This window comes from Pseudomonas sp. SDT291_1_S447 (genome assembly GCF_054070155.1).
Window position 1 is genome coordinate 18,444 of record NZ_JBSVXS010000019.1, and the last position, 19,549, is coordinate 37,992.

Sequence of the window (19,549 nt, forward strand, 5' to 3'; positions counted from 1 at the left end):
CTTTACTCCAGGCTCGCGCGGCTCAGGCCGGCAGCGGGCGGGTTTCTGACCGGGTGCTGACGGGCGACGAACTCGGCAGGCGAGTCAGGCGCAGGGCATTGAGCACCACGGTCAACGAACTGATCGACATGCCGACGGCGGCCCACACCGGAGTGATCCAGCCGAGGGCGGCGAACGGCAACATGAGGCCATTGTACAGCGCGGCCCACAGCAGGTTCTCGATGATTACCCGGCGGGTGCGCCGTGCGAGTGTGAAGGCTTGGACCAGGGCGTCGAGGCGATTGGACAGCAACACCGCATCGGCGCTGGTTTTCGCCAGATCGGTGGCTGAACCCATGGCCACGCTGATATCAGCGGCAGCCAGCACCGGCACGTCGTTGACGCCGTCACCGAGCATCAGCACTTTGCGACCTTCCTTGTGCAGTTGTTGCAGGACTTGCAGTTTGTCGTCCGGACGCAGACCGCCGCGAGCCTCATCAATGCCCAGTTCCGCCGCCACACTGGCGACCATCGGCGAGCTGTCACCGGACAAGAGCAGCGTCCGCCAGCCACGCGCCTTGCACGCGGCGAGCAGCGCCGGAGCGTCATCACGCAAGCGATCGTCGAGGACGAACCACGCCAGTGGCCCTTGAGTGTCGCCGAGCAGCAACCATTGGCCGGCCTCGTCCGGCATGCCGGGCACGTTCGCACCGCTGAGGGCGCAGACAAATTCTGCCTGGCCGATGCGCAAACGCTGTCCGCCCACCAAGCCTTCGAGGCCAAGCCCCGGCGTGCTGTGGACTTCTTCAGCGGCCAGCGGCGCACGGCCGAAAGCGCGGGCAATCGGGTGTTCTGAACGGTTCTCCAGGGCGGCGGCGAGGCTCAGGCATTCATCGCTGTCGTGCGCGCCGAGTGGGCGAATCGAACGCAGCACCAGTCGGCCTTCGGTAAGGGTGCCGGTCTTGTCGAAGATCACTGTGTCGATCTGATTCAAACCTTCCAGCACATGGCCGCGCGTCAGCAGCAACCCGAGTTTGTGCAGGGTGCCGGTGGCGGCGGTGAGGGCGGTCGGCGTTGCCAGCGACAGGGCGCACGGGCAGGTGGCAACCAGCATGGCGAGGACAATCCAGAATGCTCGCGACGAATCCAGTTCCCACCACAACAGGCCAATGGCGGCCGCCGCGATCAGCGATACCAGCAAAAACCATTGCGCGGCACGGTCGGCGATTTCTGCCAGTCGCGGTTTTTCCGCTTGGGCGCGGTCGAGCAGGCGGACGATGGCCGAAAGGCGTGTGTCTTGACCCAGCGCCTGTACTTCCACGGTCAACGCGCCTTCAACGTTGAGCGTGCCGGCGGTGACCACGTCGCCCGGTATGCGCGGTTGCGGCAGGTATTCGCCGGTCAGCAGTGATTCGTCGATGCTCGACTGGCCGTCGATGATCTTGCCATCCGCCGGCAGAATCGAGCCGGCCTGCACCAGAATCCGCTCGCCGAGGCGTAGCTCGCTGAGCAGGATGCGTTCGCTCTGGCCGCTGTCGTCGAGGCGCAGACACGAGGCCGGCAATAGATTCACAAGCTGCGCCGTCGCCGCGGCGGTACGCTCGCGAGCGCGGCGTTCGAGATAACGCCCGGCAAGCAGAAACAGCGCAAACATCCCGACCGCATCGAAATACAACTCGCCAACGCCGGTGATCGAGGTCCAGATCCCGGCGATGTAGGCGCTGCCGATCGCCAGTGACACCGAGACATCCATGGTCAGGTGACGCGTGCGCAAATCGCGCATCGCCCCTTTGAAGAACGGCGCGCAGCTGTAGAAGACGATCGGCGTGGTCAGGAACAGTGCGACCCAGCGCAGAATCGTATGCAGCTCGGGGCTGAGGTCGATGTTGAATTCCGGCCAGGTGGCCATGGTCGCCATCATTGCCTGAAACCACAGCAGACCGGCCACACCGAGCTGGCGCAGAGCGAGGCGGTTTTCACTGGCCAGTTGTTCGCTGGCGCGATCAGCCTGATACGGGTGGGCGGCGTAACCGATGTGGCGCAGCTCGGCGAGGATCTGGCTCAGCGGTAATTGCGCGTCGGCCCAACTCACGTGCAAACGATGGTTGGACAGGTTCAGTCGCGCCTCGGCCACGGCAGGCAGCGTGCGCAGGTGTTTTTCGATCAGCCAGCCACACGCGGCGCAACTGATGCCTTCCATCAACAGCGTGGTTTGGGCCAGTTCGCCTTCGTGGCGGACGAAGGGTTGCTGGACATCGGCGCGGTCGTACAGCGCCAGTTCGTCGGTCAATTGCACCGGCAACGCTTCGGGGTTGGCCGAGGCTTCGCTGCGGTGTTGGTAGTAGCTTTCCAGACCACCAGCGACGATGGCTTCGGCCACGGCCTGACAGCCCGGGCAGCAGAACTCGCGGGACTCCCCGAGTACGACAGCGGTGAAGCGGCTGCCGGACGGGACGGGCAGAGCGCAGTGGTAACAGGGGAGTGGGCTGGTCATGGCATCGTTGAGGGGGTAAGCCCTTGCATTGGAGTTGTCCGCTTGCCCTCACCCCAGCCCTCTCCCGGAGGGAGAGGGGGCCGATCGGTGTGAGCCTGAAAACAGGCTCAGTCGCCTGGATTTTCACTGTCATACACAAAACGTGCAAACGCTCGAGATCAGTTCCCTCTCCTGGGGGAGAGGGCTAGGGTGAGGGGGCTTTTGAAGTTGTCTACTTCTTCAAGTCTTCGGCACCTTGCAGCGGTTCATCACCCAGCAGCAGATCCTTGTCATGGCTGACCAGTTCTTCTTCGAACATGCGCCACACATGGTCATCCTGACTGCCGAGCAGTTCAACAAAGCGACGACCCTCAACCTTGTCACCCAACTGACCGATGTAACGGCCGGTTTCGCTTTCGCTGCGGGTCAACACGATCTTGCGATCCTTCTCCGGTTGAGTCGGCGAAATCAGGTTCAATTCCAGCGTCTTCGGTTGGCTGTCACCGCTCAGGCGCAAATCAACTTCACCGGTCACGTCATCCAGATGCATAGCCGCACGCATCTTCAGATTTTGCGCCAACAGTTCACGGTCCAGCGAACGGTTGATGCCTTTGCCAGCCTCGTAGTAGTTGTCGTTGACCAGGTTGTCCGGGTTGTTCACCGCAATAGTCACCATGGACAGAGTCAGGGTCACCGAACAGGCCAGAATCCCGATGATGATCCATGGCCAAAGGTGCTTGTACCAAGGACTTGCGGCGTTTGCTGCGGGCATGTTCAGTTCTCTCAACGGATTTGTGGGCCGATGAATCGGCTCTTGGCTTCAACGTGGACGCTGTCGTCATCGGCATCCTTGAGGAGGAATTTCACCTCGTTGGTGCTCGATGGCAGTTGTTCCGGTGCGCTCGACAACTCGACCGGCATGCTGACGATATCGCCGGCCGCGACCTTGATCTCGCGTTTGCCTTGCAGGCGCAGATCCGGCAAACCGCTGGCTTCGAGCACGTAGGTGTGGTCGCGCTGGTCCTTGTTCATGATTTTCAGGCTGTAGACGTTTTCGATCCGGCCTTCGGCGTTCTCGCGGTATAGCACGCGGTCCTTGCTGACGTCGAAACCGACCAGCGAGCGCATGAAGAACGCGGTGACCAACAGGCTGATCATTGCCAGCAACACCACGGCGTAGCCGATCAGGCGTGGCCGCAGTTTATGGGTTTTCTGCCCGGACAGGTTGTGTTCGGTGGTGTAGCTGATCAACCCGCGCGGGTAGTCCATTTTGTCCATGATGCTGTCGCAGGCGTCGATGCACGCGGCGCAGCCGATGCACTCGATTTGCAGGCCGTCGCGGATGTCGATGCCGGTCGGGCAGACCTGCACGCACATGGTGCAATCGATGCAATCACCGAGGCCCTGAGCCTTGTAATCGATACCTTTCTTGCGCGGGCCACGGCTTTCACCGCGACGCGGGTCGTAGGAAACAATCAGCGTGTCCTTGTCGAACATCACGCTCTGAAAGCGCGCATACGGGCACATGTAGATGCACACTTGTTCGCGCAACCAACCGGCGTTGCCGTAGGTCGCGAGGGTGAAGAAACCCACCCAGAAGTACGACCAGCCATCGGCCTGGCCAGTGAAGAACTCAAAGACCAGTTCGCGGATCGGCGAGAAGTAGCCGACGAAGGTCATACCGGTGACGAAACCGATCAGCAGCCACATCGAGTGCTTGGCGGCTTTGCGCAGGAACTTGTTGGCGCTCATCGGCGCCTTGTCGAGCTTGATGCGCTGGTTGCGGTCGCCTTCGGTGACCTTCTCGCACCACATGAAAATCCACGTCCACACACTTTGCGGACAGGTGTAACCGCACCAGACCCGGCCGGCATACACGGTGATGAAGAACAGGCCAAACGCGGCAATGATGAGAAGGCCGGACAGCAGAATGAAATCCTGCGGCCAGAAGGTGGCGCCGAAAATGAAGAACTTGCGTTCCGGCAGATTCCACCACACGGCCTGATGACCGCCCCAGTTCAGCCACACCGTACCGAAATACAGCAGGAACAATGCGGCACCGCCCATCATCCGCAGATTGCGGAACAGGCCAGTGAAAGCGCGGGTGTAGATTTTTTCTCGAGAGGCGTAAAGATCAACGCTGTTGTTCGCGTTTTTGCTCGGTGGTGTGACGTCGTGTACCGGAATCTGGTTGCTCATCATTGCATCCCACGGCAGTGGAAAAATGCCTCGGTCGATACGTGCCAACCAAGGTCAAAAAGGGGCGTTGCAGTGGCGCAATGATACGCCTGTCACGCCGACGAACGGGTGCGACCTTTGGTCGCGTTGGGGGAAGGGTGTAAATGGTGTAGCAGATGGAACAAGTCATGATCCAGATCAATTGACTATAGACGATGCATGAGACTCGCTCTGACGAGCGAGTCCCAGCCTTGTTCAGATCAGCCTTCCGCCGCCGAGACTGTCGAGCCCGCTTTCGGGGTTTTTTTTGACCACGTCGACGGTTGTGGCGTTATCACTGTCCTGGTGCTGCGTATTGAAGGGGTCGGTGTCAGAGTTGACATAGGTGAAATCCTCATGGGATTGCACGCAATCATGATCAGCTTCTCGCATGGTTATCTTCCTTGAAATCTATTGATGTAAGAGGCGCTCTGAAAATGTGCGTCAGGCGCTTATAAAAGTTACTGCTCGCTGAAAGTCGGGTCTAGCGGATATTCGTCTCATTTTATGAGCGTCTTGTGTAATGAGGGAGTTAACCTTAGTTGCGCTTTGCAAGTGGGGTGATGTCGGGCTCGAAATAAAATAAATTAATTAATTCGCACTGTATGTTTGAGGATTATAAGGTTTTCGAATAGCGTGAAAGTTGACGGCACGAGGTCGTCAGTTTATTCGACTAAATGGAAGTGTTATGTGATGGCTAATAATAAAGTGGCAAGTTTGTTTGTGGGTGCGTTTTTATTGTTTTCGGTTTTCATGGCCCATGCAGTGCCGGATGCACCGAAGCACATGGTGTTCGCATCGGACACCCAATATCCCTGGACAGACAAGACGGACAGCAGAACACCTGAATCCGATGAGGAGTTCACCACGCGTTCGAAGTGGCTGGTAGAAAGTCAGCTGGCAAGTATTGCAGACTTTCGAACTCGTAATGGATCGCAGTCGACTATCCCTTTGATGATCAATGGCGATATCACTGCTTTCGGCCATGGCTGGCAGCGTGACTATATGGCGGCGGCATTGAAGCGGCACTTCGGCACGAATTATCTATATGGCCTGGGCAATCATGATTATGAAAATAATGTAGATGACTGCTTCAGTAACAGTTGTGCGGCGGGGAGCATTGTCCAATTCAAAGAGTATCATGAAGGCAAGGTGGATAATTTTGATCTGACGATTAGTGGCAGTGTGGTCAACAGACTTTATTCGGGGAGTCTTGCTTATTCAAAGACTATCGGTGACGTCCATTTGGTTCAACTCAATAATGAGCCGACTTACACAACCCGGATAGCTCATTTTTTGAATCCGACGACGTTCGAAATAAACAGTGCACTGGACTGGCTCGAGAAGGATCTTCGCCTGGCGAGAGTTCAGGGTCACGCCATCATCATCAATATGCACAAACCGCTGGAGATGAAGGGCAGTCCCAGCCAGCAGAAGCGCTTTATCGAAATGCTCAAGACCTACCAGGTCACCGCAGTATTTGCCGGTCATCTGCACAAGGATGGCGGCAGTTCGTATTGGTTGGGGAATGTGCCGATGTACCTGAGTGGCGCCACTTCTCAACAGACTTACCTGATCACCAGTTTTACTGAGGATCGCAAGCAGTTGCAGATTTATCTGGTGAAGAACAATCAATGGCAAAACCGCGAGTTGATCGACACCGTTCCGGTGAAATCCATCTGGGCCAATCGTCCCTGAAAGTGGGCTCGTGGAGTTCGGCGAGGTTTTTTTGCCTGGTGTCGAACGTGGCCGTCAGTGGTGCCTTTTCGCGACCGGGTGCGTGAGACGACAGGCGAGTGGCGACAGTTGCACACCGGCAACCCTGGCAGTGCAGCAAGCGCTCCCACTGTCGATGCCAATGCGTTAAAACAAAACGGCCCCGCCAAAGAGAATTGGCGGGGCCGTTTTTTGTCTGGAGCGTCGGCCTTACTCGGCGTTCGCTTCCGGTGCTTTTTCACCGTGGGACAGGCTGTAAACATACGCCGCCAGCAGGTGAACCTTGTCGTTGCCTTGCAGTTGTTCCTGCGCAGGCATCTGGCCCTGACGGCCGTAACGGATGGTCTGCTGCAGTTGCGCGAAGCTCGAACCGTAGATGAACGCACCCGGGTGGGTCAGGTCCGGCGCGCCCATGGCGGGTGTGCCTTTACCGGCCGGACCGTGGCAGGCCACGCAGTTGGCGGCGAACAGTTTGCCGCCGTTGGCCGGATCAGCCTTGGTGCCTTCCGGCAGTTTGCGCCCATCCAGATTGGTCACGACAAACGCGGCCACGTCGGCAACGCCTTGCTCACCAATCACTTCAGCCCAGGCCGGCATCACCGCGTGACGACCGCCCATGATGGTGGTCTTGATGGTTTCCGGTTCGCCGCCCCAACGCCAGTCGGCGTCGGTCAGGTTAGGAAAGCCGTAAGCGCCCTTGGCGTCGGAACCGTGGCACACCGAGCAGTTGGAGGCGAATAGACGTCCACCCATTTTCAGCGCTTGCGGATCCTTGGCGACTTCTTCGATTGGCATGGCAGCGAACTTGGCGAAGATCGGACCGAACTTGGCGTCCGAGCGAGCCATTTCCTTTTCCCACTCGTGCACGCCGGTCCAGCCGGTCTGGCCGTTGGCGAACGCGGTCTGCTTGTCGTTATCGAGGTAGTTGTAACCCGGCAGCAGGCCTTTCCAGTTGCCCAGGCCCGGGTACAGCACCAGGTAACCCAGGGCAAAAATGATCGTGCCGACAAACAGCATGAACCACCATTTCGGCAGTGGGTTGTCGTACTCCTCGATCCCGTCGAAGGAGTGCCCGACCGTCTCGTCCGTCTGTTCGCTGCGCTGGCCCTTGCGGGTCGACAGCAGCAGCCAGGTCAGGGCGAAGATCGTACCGAGACTGAGGACTGTGACGTACAGACTCCAGAATGTAGTCATTCTTTGTTACTCCTAGAAGCTTGCTCGACGTGCTTGATGGCTTCGGGATCATCCGCAAAAGGCAACAAGGTCGCGTCTTCAAACTCCGACTTGCGCTTGGGGCTGAACACCCACAAGGCCAGACCGATGAAGGCCACCATCACGACAACGGTGCCCAGGCCACGAATCATCCCGATATCCATCTAATTCACCGTTTGCTTTTGATGATGGTGCCCAGGCCTTGCAGATAGGCCACCAGCGCGTCCATTTCGGTTTTGCCCTTCACGGCAGCCTGTGCACCGGCGATGTCTTCGTCGGTGTAAGGGACGCCGAGGGTGCGCAAAACCTCCATTTTCTTGGCGGTTTCCTTGCCGTCGAGCTTGTTTTCCACGAGGAACGGGTAAGCCGGCATTTTCGACTCAGGCACCACGTTGCGCGGGTTGTACAAGTGCGCACGTTGCCAGTCATCGGAGTAACGACCGCCGACACGGGCCAGGTCCGGACCGGTACGCTTGGAACCCCACAGGAACGGGTGGTCCCAGACGCTTTCACCGGCGACCGAGTAGTGGCCGTAGCGTTCGGTTTCGGCGCGGAACGGTCGAATCATCTGCGAGTGGCAGCCGACACAACCGTTGGCGATGTAGACGTCGCGGCCTTCCAGTTCCAGTGCCGAACGCGGCTTCATGCCTTCGACCGGCTTGTTGGTGACGTCCTGGAAAAACAGCGGAACGATTTGGGTCAGGCCGCCAACGCTGACGGCGATGACCATGAAGAAGGCCAGCAGGCCAATATTCTTCTCGACAGCTTCATGCTTCATCAGTGAGCTCCAACGACAGCGATCTGGGCAGCGGCTTCAGCTTCAACCGGGTTCGAGGCGCGCACGGTGCGCCAGACGTTGTAAGCCATCAGGAACATGCCGCTGGCGAAGAACGCACCGCCCAAGGCACGAACGATGTAACCCGGGTGGCTGGCTTGCAGCGCTTCAACGAACGAGTAGGTGAGGGTGCCGTCATCGTTGATTGCACGCCACATCAGGCCCTGAGTGATGCCGTTGACCCACATCGACGCGATGTACAGCACGGTGCCGATGGTCGCGAGCCAGAAGTGCGCGTTGATCAGGCCGACGCTGTGCATCTGCGCACGACCGAACAGGCGCGGGATCATGTGGTAGATCGCGCCGATCGAGATCATCGCTACCCAGCCGAGCGCGCCGGCGTGTACGTGGCCGATGGTCCAGTCGGTGTAGTGCGAGAGCGAGTTGACGGTCTTGATCGCCATCATCGGCCCTTCAAAGGTCGACATGCCGTAGAACGCCAGCGATACCACGAGAAAGCGCAGGATCGGGTCGGTGCGCAACTTATGCCAGGCGCCCGACAGGGTCATCATGCCGTTGATCATGCCGCCCCAGCTTGGCGCCAGGAGGATGATCGACATCGCCATGCCCAGCGATTGTGCCCAATCCGGCAGGGCGGTGTAGTGCAGGTGGTGCGGGCCGGCCCAGATGTACAGGGTGATCAGTGCCCAGAAGTGCACGATCGACAGGCGATAGGAGTAGATCGGACGTTCGGCCTGTTTCGGCACGAAGTAATACATCATCCCGAGGAAACCGGTGGTCAGGAAGAAGCCCACCGCGTTGTGGCCGTACCACCACTGGATCATCGCGTCGGTCGCGCCGGAGTAGGCGGAGTAGGACTTGAACAGGTTCACCGGCAGCGACATGTGGTTGACGATGTGCAGCATCGCCGTGACGACGATGAAGGCACCGTAGAACCAGTTACCCACATAGATGTGCTTGGTTTTGCGCTTGGTGATGGTGCCGAAGAACACCAGACCGTAGGTGACCCAGACAATGGCCAGCAAAATAGCGATCGGCCATTCCAGTTCCGCGTATTCCTTGGTGGTGGTGTAACCCAGCGGCAAGGTAATGATCGCGCCGACGATCACCGCTTGCCAGCCCCAGAAGGTGAAGGCGGCGAGGCTGTCGGAAATCAGTCGCGTCTGGCAGGTTCGCTGCACGACATAGTAGGAAGTGGCAAATAGTGCACAACCACCGAAGGCGAAAATCACCAGGTTTGTGTGCAACGGGCGCAGGCGTCCAAAGCTCGTCCACGGCAGACCGAAGTTCAACTCCGGCCAGACCAGTTGCGAGGCGATGAAGACACCGAGCCCCATGCCAAGGATCCCCCAGACCACCGTCATGATGGCGAACTGGCGGACTACCTTATAGTTATAAGCAGTCGGACTGATTGCTGTGCTCATTCTAAGGTTCCACGGTTTGGGTGTTTTATTAGGATTAAAATCGGCCGCAAGTATGCAGAGAGCAGGGGGTCATTGCAACGCGCCATGACCTGGGTCAATGCTTTCCAAGGCAGATTCTGCGGCCTTTCCATGCGCCGCGTAAGGTCAAAATTGGCCTCGGACAAAATGTCGCAGCGGACGAAAAAAGCGAGGGGTTCCGGTCGCTTGTAACGGGGTGTGTTCAAACGCTCGGTTCGGGTGACGGACGGTAAATGGCACGACAGCCGGTATCTACCGGCGTTTGCGGCCACATCAGTCAGCCGGTTCGCGGAACACAGCAGTCAGCGTTGACCTGGAACCGGCACAAGCCAGTCCGCATCGAGCAAGCGTAGACCCGAATCCGGGGAACCGAAAGGCGAGGGTGTGAAGGGGTGCGACAATGCGTCGCAAAGGGGCTGGATGCTGCCGCACCGAGAATGGTGCGGCAGTGGTGTACGCAATGCTTACTTCTCGTTGTCTTCAGTAATCAGTTTTTCTGTATTCAATCCGTGCGACAGGCTGTACACATAAGCGGCTAGCAATTGCACTTTATCGTTGCCCAGCAGCTCGTTCTGCGCCGGCATGTGGCCTTGGCGACCATGGCGAATGGTCTGCTCGAGTTGAGTCAGGCTGGTGCCATAGATAAACCCGGCCGGGTGCGTCAGATTCGGCGCACCCATGGCTTCAGTGCCGTGGCCGGTTGCCCCATGACAGGCTACGCACGTGGTGCTGAACGCTTGCTGTCCCGCTTGCAGGTCAGCCTTGTTGTCGGCCGGCAATGGCAGACCGGCCAGTTCGTGGCGCACATAAGCGGCAACGTTCTTCACCGCGGCCTCGCCGAGCACTTCGCCCCAGGCCGGCATCGCCGCCATCCGGCCACCCATGATGGTGGTCTTGATGGTCTCGGCGTCGCCGCCCCAACGCCAGTCGCTGTCGGCGAGGTTAGGGAAACCGAACGCGCCTTTGGCGTCGGAGCCGTGACACACCGAGCAGTTGGAGGCGAACAAGCGGCCACCCATTTTCAGCGCCTGCGGATCCTTCGCCACTTCTTCCACCGGCATGGCGGCGAACTTGGCGAAGATCGGGCCGAACTTGGCATCAGCCTTGTTCATTTCCTTTTCCCATTCGTGCACGCCGGTCCAGCCATCCTCGTAACCCGGCAGGATGCCTTTCCAGTTGCCCAGGCCCGGATAGAGGATCAGATAGCCCACGGAAAACACCAGCGTGCCGGCGAACAGCATGAACCACCACTGCGGCAGCGGGTTGTCGTACTCCTCGATGCCGTCGAAGCTGTGGCCCATGGTCTGGTCGACGCTGCCCTTGGTTTCGCCCCGTCGGGTGCCGATCAGCAGCCACGTCAGGCCGATCAGGCTGCCGATGGTCAGTACGCAGATCCACGTACTCCAGAAGGTGGTCATGGCCGGGTACTCCTTGTTTCATTTGCTTGGGTTGTTTCGGCTTGCGGTTCGTCGGCAAACGGCAGCAGACGTGCTTCAGCGAACTCCGGGGTGCGCTTGCGGTTGAACACCCACAAGGTCAAGCCGACGAACGCTACAAACACGACAACGGTGCCTAAACCACGGATCAGCCCTGCGCTCATTTCAAAGACCATCGTGCTCACCTCTTGCTCTTGATCGCAGTGCCGAGCACTTGCAGGTAGGAGACGAGGGCGTCCATTTCGGTTTTGCCCTTGAGGCTGGCCACCGCGCCGCTGATGTCGTCGTCGGTGTACGGCACGCCGAGGGTGCGCATGGTCTTGAGCTTGGTTTCGGTGTGGCTGCTGTCGACCGCTTGCGTAACCAGCCATGGGTAGGCCGGCATTTTCGATTCCGGTACGACGTTGCGCGGGTTGTACAAATGCGCGCGATGCCAGTCATCCGAGTAGCGCGCGCCGACTCGGGCGAGGTCCGGACCGGTACGTTTCGACCCCCACAGGAACGGGTGATCCCAGACGCTTTCACCGGCCACCGAGTAATGCCCGTAGCGCTCGGTTTCGGCGCGGAACGGGCGGATCATCTGCGAGTGGCAACCGACGCAGCCTTCGCGGATATAGATGTCGCGGCCTTCCAGTTGCAGCGCGGTGTAGGGCTTCATGCCTTCCACCGGTTTGTTGGTGACGTCCTGGAAGAACAGCGGGACGATCTGGGTCAGGCCGCCGATGCTCACGGCGAACACCATGAGCAACATCAACAGGCCGACGTTCTTTTCAATCGTTTCGTGTTTCATGGCGGACTCCTCAGGCCATCTGCGCGGCAGCAACGACGTCAGCAGGCTGCGAGGCCCGCACGGTGCGCCAGGTGTTGTAAGCCATCAGGAACATGCCGCTGAGGAAGATCGCCCCGCCAATCAGCCGCACGACGAAGCCTGGGTGGCTGGCCACCAGGGTTTCGACGAAGGAGTAGGTCAGCGTGCCGTCCTCGTTCACTGCGCGCCACATCAGGCCCTGGGCAATGCCGTTGACCCACATCGAGGCGATGTAGAGCACGGTGCCGATGGTCGCGAGCCAGAAGTGCGCGTTGATCAAACCGACGCTGTGCATCTGCGCCTTGCCGAAGATTTTCGGGATCATGTGGTACAGCGCGCCGATGGAAATCATCGCCACCCAGCCGAGGGCGCCGGCGTGTACGTGACCAATGGTCCAGTCGGTGTAGTGGGAGAGGGCGTTGACGGTCTTGATCGCCATCATCGGACCTTCGAAGGTCGACATGCCGTAGAACGCCAGCGAGACCACGAGGAAGCGCAGGATCGGGTCGCTGCGCAACTTATGCCAGGCGCCCGAGAGGGTCATCATGCCGTTGATCATGCCGCCCCAGCTCGGTGCCAGCAGGATCAGCGACATCACCATGCCCAGCGACTGTGCCCAGTCCGGCAGCGCGGTGTAGTGCAAGTGGTGCGGGCCGGCCCAGATGTACAGGGTGATCAGCGCCCAGAAGTGCACGATCGACAGACGATACGAATACACCGGACGCTCGGCCTGTTTCGGCACGAAGTAGTACATCATCCCGAGGAAACCGGCGGTGAGGAAAAAGCCTACGGCGTTGTGGCCGTACCACCATTGCACCATCGCGTCGGTTGCACCGGCGTACACCGAGTACGACTTGGTGAAACTCACCGGCAACTCAAGGTTGTTGACGATGTGCAGAATCGCCACAGTGATGATGAACGCGCCGAAGAACCAGTTGCCCACATAGATGTGCTTGGTCTTGCGCTGCATGATCGTGCCGAAGAACACGATGGCGTAGGCGACCCAGACGATGGTGATCAGGATGTCGATCGGCCATTCCAGCTCGGCGTATTCCTTGGAGCTGGTGTAACCCAGTGGCAGGCTGATCGCCGCCAACAGGATCACCAGTTGCCAGCCCCAGAAGCAGAACGCGGCGATTTTTGGTGCAAACAACTGGGTTTGGCAGGTGCGTTGCACCGAGTAGAACGAACTGGCGAACAGCGCACAGCCACCGAACGCGAAGATCACCGCGTTGGTGTGCAGCGGGCGCAGACGGCCGAAACTGGTCCAGGGCAAATTGAAGTTGAGTTCGGGCCAGACCAATTGGGCCGCGAGAAAAACCCCGAGCCCCATGCCGACGATGCCCCACACCACCGTCATAATGGCGAATTGGCGGACCACCTTGTAGTTGTAGGCGGTACTGATAGAAGTGTTCATGGTTCCCCATCCACGGTTCAGCCGAAGTGAGCGCGCGCAAAACACGCGGCGAATCCTTCGTCTGGAGTTATAGGCAGACTAAAAGCGAGGCAAGCATGGACAAACAGCACAAGGCCAGTATTGACGGGGATCAATGGGCGCAGTGCGTGCGTGATCATGGGTGGCTTTGGGATGCCGCCAACGGTGAGGCTGCGGCGACGTTGATCCTTGCTCACGGTGCTGGTGCGCCGATGGACAGTGACTGGATGAATGACATGGCTGGGCGCCTTGCTGGGCTTGGGATTAACGTGTTGCGGTTTGAGTTTCCTTATATGGCGCAGCGGCGGGTGGATGGGGTGAAGCGGCCGCCGAATCCTGCGGGGAAATTGCAGGAATGCTGGCGTGAGGTGTATGCCGAGGTGCGGCGTCATGTCGCTGGGGTTTTGGCCGTTGGCGGGAAGTCTATGGGTGGGCGGATGGCGAGTCTCTTGGCTGACGAATTGGGCGCTGATGCGTTGGTGTGTTTGGGGTATCCGTTTTATGCGGTGGGGAAGCCGGAGAAGCCTCGGGTTGAGCATTTGGCTTCTTTGCAGACGCGGACTTTTATTGTGCAAGGCGAGCGGGATGCGCTGGGCAATCGTGAGGCGGTTGAGGCTTACACCTTGTCTCCGAGTATTGAGGTGGCGTGGCTAGCGGCCGGGGATCATGACTTGAAGCCGCTCAAGGTTTCCGGATTTACCCATGAACAGCATTTGGCCAGCGCCGCGCAGAAAGTAGCCGAGTTTCTCAGCAAGTGACCGAGCCGGGCTGAGATTTTGAACTGCATGAAGATCTGCTCCCTTCCCCCTCGCCCCCCATGGGGGAGAGGGCTGGGGTGAGGGGGATCGATTTCAGCAACGACATATTTTTTGGGTACATATCCATTCCTGCGGTAACGGCCACTTAGGGTTCCGCCCTTACGGCGGGTCACTTTTTACAAACGCCTAAAAAGTAACCAAAAACGCTTGCTCCTACGTGCGGCCCGCTCGCTGAGGCTCGGGGTCCCTTCGCTCCGGGATCGATCCGGGCGCAGCGCCTACGGTTTGCTTCGCTGCACCTCCTCTCGCTGTGTTTGGCTTCGCCAAACGGTCGCTGCGCTCCCACGCCCGGATCAATCCCTCCACTCAGCCTTCCGACGTCGCCCGTGGATCAAAATCAAGAGCAGGCGAGCTGACACTCGGCCTATTGAGTGGTGAAGAGCGGGGCGTAGTCGGCTTTGGATTTGTGGTGGATTTTTCCCTCACCCCAGCCCTCTCCCGGAGGGCGAGGGAGCCGATTTTTGGGCATTTCAAACTCTGAGTTCAACTCGGTATCGCACGTCGGCGTATCTCTTCCATTCCACGCGGTCAGTCCCCTCTCCCTCTGGGAGAGGGTTAGGGGGAGGGGCTTTTGATCTGATTCAGAATCTGAGTTCGACTTGGTATTTCACGTCGGCGCACCTTGCCCAAACGCCTCGGTCAGTCACCTCTCCCTGGGAAGGAGAAGAGCCGATTTGTGTGCTTTTCAGCGCCTGAGTTCAACGCGGTATTGCACGTCGGTGTACCTTGCCCAAACACCTCGGTCAGTCCCCTCTCCCTCTGGGAGAGGGTTAGGGTGAGGGGCTATTTCGCTGACACGATAAAGAACTGGAAGCGCTCACTGTCCGGCATTTCCCGTGCGTAAACATGATTTTGTGAGCACGTTTAAATTACACAACCCGTTACGCCACGGGGCCTACAACACCTTGCGCCGTTACCTACGCGTACGCCAGAATCCGCCGGCTTACACGACCATGGCGCGGGCTATATCGTTTCCCTGCCACTGCCCATCAGTGGTCGGGTTTAGTAGCCCGTATGGTTTTAGTAAGTGCATAGGTCCCATTAAGTCAGGCGTATTTGCCTGCACTCAATGGTGGCTGTGCTCAGGGCGCTTTCGAGCGCGCCGGTCCTGCTAATTCCTCCGGTCTACTAACCTGCGCACAGCCGCCACCCTTCTTTTAGTAGAGAACGGTCGCGGCCCTGGATCAGGAATTAGATATTTATGTTCAAAACCACGCCAAACCCTCCGGGCATCGACCCAACCCCTCACAACCCAGCGCTTGAGTCTCAAAAGACAAAAGAAGCGACGGATCGCGCCCTCGACTACTACCTCCGACCCGAAGCCCTGGGTGCTCCGGCAAGCTCGCCCAAGTTTCTCCCCGTCTATCTCGTCGACCCCACGCTGGACGACGAAACCTTGCTGGTCGAGGCGAGCGAGTCGCTTTCATACGCCCATGCCATGGCCGGCAACATCGCCAACTGGCGACCCGGAGCGCAAACCGCTGCTGGCGCTGCAATAGGTGATCATGCTCAACGAGCTGTTGCTCAATCGACTACTGGATAAGCTGAAGTTGCCTAAGTAATTTCGCTGGCTGTTATGGCCTCATCGCGAGCAGGCTCACTCCTACATTGGATCTGCGGTGATCACAGATTGCGAGCCCGACAACGATCCCCTGTAGGAGTGAGCCTGCTCGCGATGGCGGCCTAAGAGCCGACCAACCTCTAACTGATCATCCGGTTCAAATGTGGGAGCGAGCTTGCTCGCGAAAGCGCTCTGACAGACACCATCAAAAAGAACAGGGTATTTGCGGATTTTTCTGCTGGTAAACGCAATCCTGCAAGTACGTTTAAATCACACAACCCGTTACGCCACCGGGCCTACAACACCTTGCGCCGTTACCTACGCGTACGCCAGAATCCGCCGGCTTACGCGGCTATGGGCCGGGCTATATCGTTTCCCTGTCACTGCAAATCAGTGATCGGGTTTGGTAGCCCGTCTGTAATAGCTGTGTGGCAACACCTTATCGAGTCTCTTTCTTGAGGCTCGACTTTATGGTGGTCATGCGTGGGGCTCACTCGTGAGCGCCGGGTTCCTATTGCAGCCGGTCTACCAACCCGCGTATGGCCACCACCCATTCGTTTGGTAGCGAGGGTGATGGCTCCTTAAACTGCGATAGGAGTTTCATCCATGTTCAAAATCACGCCCAACCCACCAGAAACCGATCCAATTCCCCACGATCCTTCACTTGACCCGCAAAAGGTCAAGGAAGCAACCGGCCGCGCTCTCGACTACTACCTCCGACCCGAAGCACTGGGAGCCCCACCAAGTTCGCCCAAGTTTCGCCCGGTCTATCTTGTCGACCCCACGCTGGACGACGAAACCCTGTTAGTCGAGGCGAGCGAGTCGCTTTCATACGCCCTTGCCATGGCCGGCAACATCGCCAACTCAATAGGCGGCCCGGAGCGCAAGCCACTGCTGGCGCTGCAACAGGTGATCATGCTCAACGAACTGTTGATCAATCGACTATTGGATAAGCTGAAGTTGCCTCAATAGTTTCGCTGGCTGTTACGGCCTCATCGCGAGCAGGCTCACTCCTACATTGGATCTGCGGTGATCACAGATTGCGAGCCCGACAACGATCCCTGTAGGAGTGAGCCTGCTCGCGATGGCGATCTGCCAAGCACCATCGATTTCAAACAGGCAATAAAAACCGGAAGCTTTCGCCGTCCGGGCTTTCAGAATTAAAAGATCGCAGCCTCAACAAGCACCAGTCGGCGCATTCTGGCGCAATTGTAGGCAATGTCTGCATTACTTGAGTGAGATCGTTCCCGGTAGTGATAGCGCTCATCGCGAGCGGGGAGCACGTTGAGTGGCTAAGTGCTCTGAAGGTGATTTTCAGTCAGCTCTATTGCCACGCCGTATTTTTTCTTCAAACCAGCATCATGAGTGACAATTATTAAGCAGGGTATGTTGGAGGCGAGCCACTCAATGATTTTGTAAGCCGTTGTATCATCAAGTGAAGAGGTCGGTTCATCTAATATTAATGTATGTTTATCTCTTAGAATTGCTCGGCCAATAGCAATTCGTTGTTTTTCTCCCCCGCTGAGTTCGCTATTCGCGGCGCCTATTGTAGTAGCCAATAGTTCCTCTATTTCAGAGTTGTCTTTTGAAAGCCCCAGAAGTTCAATGACCCATCTTAGCTTTTGCGGTGAAACATTTTTCGATCCATAAAGCAGGTTGTCTTTAAAGGTGCCAGCTATGAGTATAGGTTGCTGTGGTGCGACGGAAACCTCAGAGAGTATGAATTCACTCATGGTTTCGTTTATCAAGTGCCCTCTGTAATGTATTGCTCCCGTATAATTTTCTTCGAGGCCTAATAGAGTATTGATAAGTGTCGTTTTTCCTGCGCCAGAACTCCCCGCTATAATGTGTACACCTTGTTTGAATTGATAGTTGATTCTGGAAAATATAACGTTATTGTCTTTGGTGAGTGATAGTTCTCTAAGAACAAAACCTTGTTCGGTCTGAGATGTGTTTGGGTAATATGAATTGTTGATTTTTTCTTCGATGTATTTAACGCCGTCATCCAGGGAGACAAGGTTTCCCTGAAGATTTATCAGTGTTCCAGCCAATAGATGTAACTGCATCGTGAACATTGTGATATAGCCAGTGATCATGATGAAATCACCTGAGGTAAATATTGAATGATAATTAACTCCTGACAAAATCACGAAAAAAGCCAGCACGCTTCCAATTGCTAATCCTTGAGCGGAAATACGTATACCCATATGAAGGTTGGCTTTTCTGATTGTCTTGACATAGTTGTCAAAAAAGCTTTTGCCTGCATGGCATTCCTTAAGTTGCGTACTATTAAGCTTTATGTCGTAAGTGCGGCCAAGTCTTTCGACTGTATAGCTGGATAATTTGGCGTCTGCCTCAAATAATTCCCGATGAATGCTGCAGCTGGACCTGGCAACATAAACCGATATGCATATCAGTACTAAGGAGGAGAGAAGGAACAAGATTGCGTAGGCAGGGCCCATGATCGCGTACAGTACACTTATCGCAATGATGATTTCCACAGTAATAGGGGTAATTGTCCAAAATACGCCTATAGTTATCATGCTGAAACTGCTAGCGGATCTGTTTATGTCAGCTACAACAAATCCGGGGTCCAGGTTTTTTTGTTTTTTATATGGGTACTGGAAGATCCTGTTAATGATTGTTTCGTAGATTGTAGTGTCACACTTCGCGAGTATCCACGCTGATAAAATTCCACGTATATTCGACAGAACCTGAGAAAGAGTCCATATGGCCGAATACGATGCCGCAAAAAACAGAAACTGTGTTTGCATGCTATTTGATTCGTGAATGGAGTTGGCAGCATTTCTCAATATAACCGGGAGGAGGGAGTTCAGGGCGCTGCATAGGAGAAATATTGCTGATATTCCGACAAAGCTGGCTGTAAACCAGCGATAATTTTTTGAGATTATTTTAAAGATTTTTATGTATTGATAGAGCCAATTCATTCTTGAGCAGCCTTATATTGTCAGTATTTTAGGTAGCTTGCGTGATAGGTGTGGATCATCGGCAATGACTTCTCCATTTATTTCGATCCACGCGTGCGAAAGGAAGTCATATAATTGAACGCCAATAAAGAAGTCACACTTTTTATTGTTTCTCATGGCGTGTTTGAAAAGGCAGATAGAAGACTCAAGGCACTTGACCTTAAAAGGCAATACAAGTGAAGCGATGCGAACGCCTTGCGCGTAGCTTTCAATACTTTCGTGCCAAGCTGATAAAGGGTTTCCTGATAGAGCTTTTTTTGAGGCTCTCATGCTATTCAGGCAGGTTTCCAGGCCACCGAGTGCGATTGTTATCTTTAAAATCAGGAGGTCCAGGCATGCCCGCATTGTCGGTAGCAATTTAACGGGTTGACGAGGGTTTTGCCTTTTTATTCTCCACGTATAGTTATCAATACCTTCGTAGTCATCATTCGCTTTTGTTAGAGGGTTGGAGTTGTGAATCGAATCAGTGATGATGTTTAGAGAGGAGAGTTCGTGTCGAATCTCGTTGTATTCGTTGCAGTCTTTGTCGCCTTTGATCAGTATCGTAGTTTGTGATTCGTTAAAAATTAAGTAGGTGTCGAGTTTTTCATCAAGGATGACAAGTTGGTTGTCTATCAAGATGGCGTGTGCGTGAGGCTGAAAAGTAAATTCCATTTTTCCTTTTCTCCT

General features: G+C 56.6%; 17 protein-coding genes and 1 pseudogene. 4 read left to right on the forward strand and 14 right to left on the reverse strand.

What is annotated here, in order from left to right; all coding sequences use genetic code 11:
* Positions 1 to 22: 22 nt before the first annotated feature.
* From ACW9IR_RS09305 to ACW9IR_RS09320, 4 genes are all read right to left on the reverse strand, one after another.
* Positions 23 to 2,473 (reverse strand): heavy metal translocating P-type ATPase, encoded by a 2,451-nt coding sequence (locus tag ACW9IR_RS09305; protein WP_102900751.1) that lies wholly within the window; start codon positions 2,471 to 2,473, stop codon positions 23 to 25.
* A 211-nt stretch (positions 2,474 to 2,684) separates the two neighbouring features.
* On the reverse strand, positions 2,685 to 3,224 hold the full coding sequence (locus ACW9IR_RS09310) for a FixH family protein (RefSeq protein ID WP_038365378.1): 540 nt from the start codon (positions 3,222 to 3,224) through the stop codon (positions 2,685 to 2,687).
* Between the two features lie 11 nt (positions 3,225 to 3,235).
* Positions 3,236 to 4,651: a cytochrome c oxidase accessory protein CcoG gene (gene ccoG / locus ACW9IR_RS09315; protein WP_102900750.1), complete on the reverse strand. Its 1,416-nt coding sequence runs from the start codon at positions 4,649 to 4,651 to the stop codon at positions 3,236 to 3,238.
* 234 nt (positions 4,652 to 4,885) lie between these two features.
* Complete coding sequence (locus tag ACW9IR_RS09320) at positions 4,886 to 5,062, reverse strand: hypothetical protein (RefSeq protein WP_457462878.1); 177 nt, start codon at positions 5,060 to 5,062, stop codon at positions 4,886 to 4,888.
* 300 nt (positions 5,063 to 5,362) lie between these two features.
* On the opposite strand from ACW9IR_RS09320, the gene ACW9IR_RS09325 reads away from it, so the two are divergent.
* Positions 5,363 to 6,367 carry a metallophosphoesterase family protein gene (locus ACW9IR_RS09325; protein WP_457462880.1) on the forward strand — a complete coding sequence of 335 codons (1,005 nt, stop codon included), beginning with the start codon at positions 5,363 to 5,365 and terminating at the stop codon, positions 6,365 to 6,367.
* A gap of 228 nt (positions 6,368 to 6,595) precedes the next feature.
* On the opposite strand, the gene ccoP (ACW9IR_RS09330) is transcribed toward ACW9IR_RS09325, so the two are convergent.
* The 8 genes from ccoP (ACW9IR_RS09330) to ccoN (ACW9IR_RS09365) all read right to left on the reverse strand — a co-directional run bounded on the left by ccoP (ACW9IR_RS09330) (position 6,596) and on the right by ccoN (ACW9IR_RS09365) (position 13,496).
* On the reverse strand, positions 6,596 to 7,579 hold the full coding sequence (gene ccoP / locus ACW9IR_RS09330; RefSeq protein WP_007917163.1) for a cytochrome-c oxidase, cbb3-type subunit III: 984 nt from the start codon (positions 7,577 to 7,579) through the stop codon (positions 6,596 to 6,598).
* On the reverse strand, positions 7,576 to 7,761 hold the full coding sequence (locus tag ACW9IR_RS09335) for a CcoQ/FixQ family Cbb3-type cytochrome c oxidase assembly chaperone (protein ID WP_003175465.1): 186 nt from the start codon (positions 7,759 to 7,761) through the stop codon (positions 7,576 to 7,578). The genes ccoP (ACW9IR_RS09330) and ACW9IR_RS09335 overlap by 4 nt, the downstream gene beginning before the upstream one ends.
* Before the next feature lie 5 nt (positions 7,762 to 7,766).
* Positions 7,767 to 8,375, reverse strand: a complete 609-nt coding sequence (gene ccoO, locus ACW9IR_RS09340; protein WP_034152834.1) for a cytochrome-c oxidase, cbb3-type subunit II — start codon at positions 8,373 to 8,375, stop codon at positions 7,767 to 7,769.
* Positions 8,375 to 9,817, reverse strand: coding sequence for a cytochrome-c oxidase, cbb3-type subunit I (ccoN, locus tag ACW9IR_RS09345; protein ID WP_034152833.1), 1,443 nt, complete (start codon positions 9,815 to 9,817; stop codon positions 8,375 to 8,377). Before ccoN (ACW9IR_RS09345) ends, ccoO (ACW9IR_RS09340) begins: the two co-directional genes overlap by 1 nt.
* A gap of 482 nt (positions 9,818 to 10,299) precedes the next feature.
* Complete coding sequence (ccoP, locus tag ACW9IR_RS09350) at positions 10,300 to 11,253, reverse strand: cytochrome-c oxidase, cbb3-type subunit III (RefSeq protein ID WP_457462883.1); 954 nt, start codon at positions 11,251 to 11,253, stop codon at positions 10,300 to 10,302.
* Positions 11,250 to 11,447, reverse strand: a complete 198-nt coding sequence (locus ACW9IR_RS09355) for a cbb3-type cytochrome oxidase subunit 3 (protein ID WP_457462913.1) — start codon at positions 11,445 to 11,447, stop codon at positions 11,250 to 11,252. The genes ccoP (ACW9IR_RS09350) and ACW9IR_RS09355 overlap by 4 nt, the downstream gene beginning before the upstream one ends.
* 5 nt (positions 11,448 to 11,452) lie before the next feature.
* On the reverse strand, positions 11,453 to 12,061 hold the full coding sequence (ccoO, locus tag ACW9IR_RS09360; RefSeq protein ID WP_003223389.1) for a cytochrome-c oxidase, cbb3-type subunit II: 609 nt from the start codon (positions 12,059 to 12,061) through the stop codon (positions 11,453 to 11,455).
* Positions 12,062 to 12,071: 10 nt separating this feature from the next.
* Complete coding sequence (gene ccoN, locus ACW9IR_RS09365; RefSeq protein ID WP_008082029.1) at positions 12,072 to 13,496, reverse strand: cytochrome-c oxidase, cbb3-type subunit I; 1,425 nt, start codon at positions 13,494 to 13,496, stop codon at positions 12,072 to 12,074.
* A 95-nt stretch (positions 13,497 to 13,591) separates the two neighbouring features.
* On the opposite strand from ccoN (ACW9IR_RS09365), the gene ACW9IR_RS09370 reads away from it, so the two are divergent.
* The 3 genes and pseudogenes from ACW9IR_RS09370 (at position 13,592) to ACW9IR_RS09380 (ending at position 16,865) form a co-directional block, all read left to right on the forward strand.
* Complete coding sequence (locus tag ACW9IR_RS09370; protein ID WP_457462886.1) at positions 13,592 to 14,272, forward strand: alpha/beta family hydrolase; 681 nt, start codon at positions 13,592 to 13,594, stop codon at positions 14,270 to 14,272.
* 1,261 nt (positions 14,273 to 15,533) lie between these two features.
* Positions 15,534 to 15,894 (forward strand): annotated as a pseudogene (locus ACW9IR_RS09375) (DUF6124 family protein).
* A 605-nt stretch (positions 15,895 to 16,499) separates the two neighbouring features.
* Positions 16,500 to 16,865 carry a DUF6124 family protein gene (locus ACW9IR_RS09380; protein WP_457462888.1) on the forward strand — a complete coding sequence of 122 codons (366 nt, stop codon included), beginning with the start codon at positions 16,500 to 16,502 and terminating at the stop codon, positions 16,863 to 16,865.
* Between the two features lie 320 nt (positions 16,866 to 17,185).
* Here ACW9IR_RS09380 and ACW9IR_RS09385 read toward each other — a convergent pair whose 3' ends face one another.
* Both ACW9IR_RS09385 and ACW9IR_RS09390 read right to left on the reverse strand, forming a co-directional pair.
* The gene (locus ACW9IR_RS09385; RefSeq protein ID WP_102900896.1) at positions 17,186 to 18,841 is read right to left on the reverse strand and encodes an ATP-binding cassette domain-containing protein; all 1,656 of its coding nucleotides are present in this window, start codon (positions 18,839 to 18,841) and stop codon (positions 17,186 to 17,188) included.
* 12 nt (positions 18,842 to 18,853) lie between these two features.
* Positions 18,854 to 19,534: a lasso peptide biosynthesis B2 protein gene (locus ACW9IR_RS09390; protein ID WP_102900897.1), complete on the reverse strand. Its 681-nt coding sequence runs from the start codon at positions 19,532 to 19,534 to the stop codon at positions 18,854 to 18,856.
* Positions 19,535 to 19,549 lie beyond the last annotated feature (15 nt).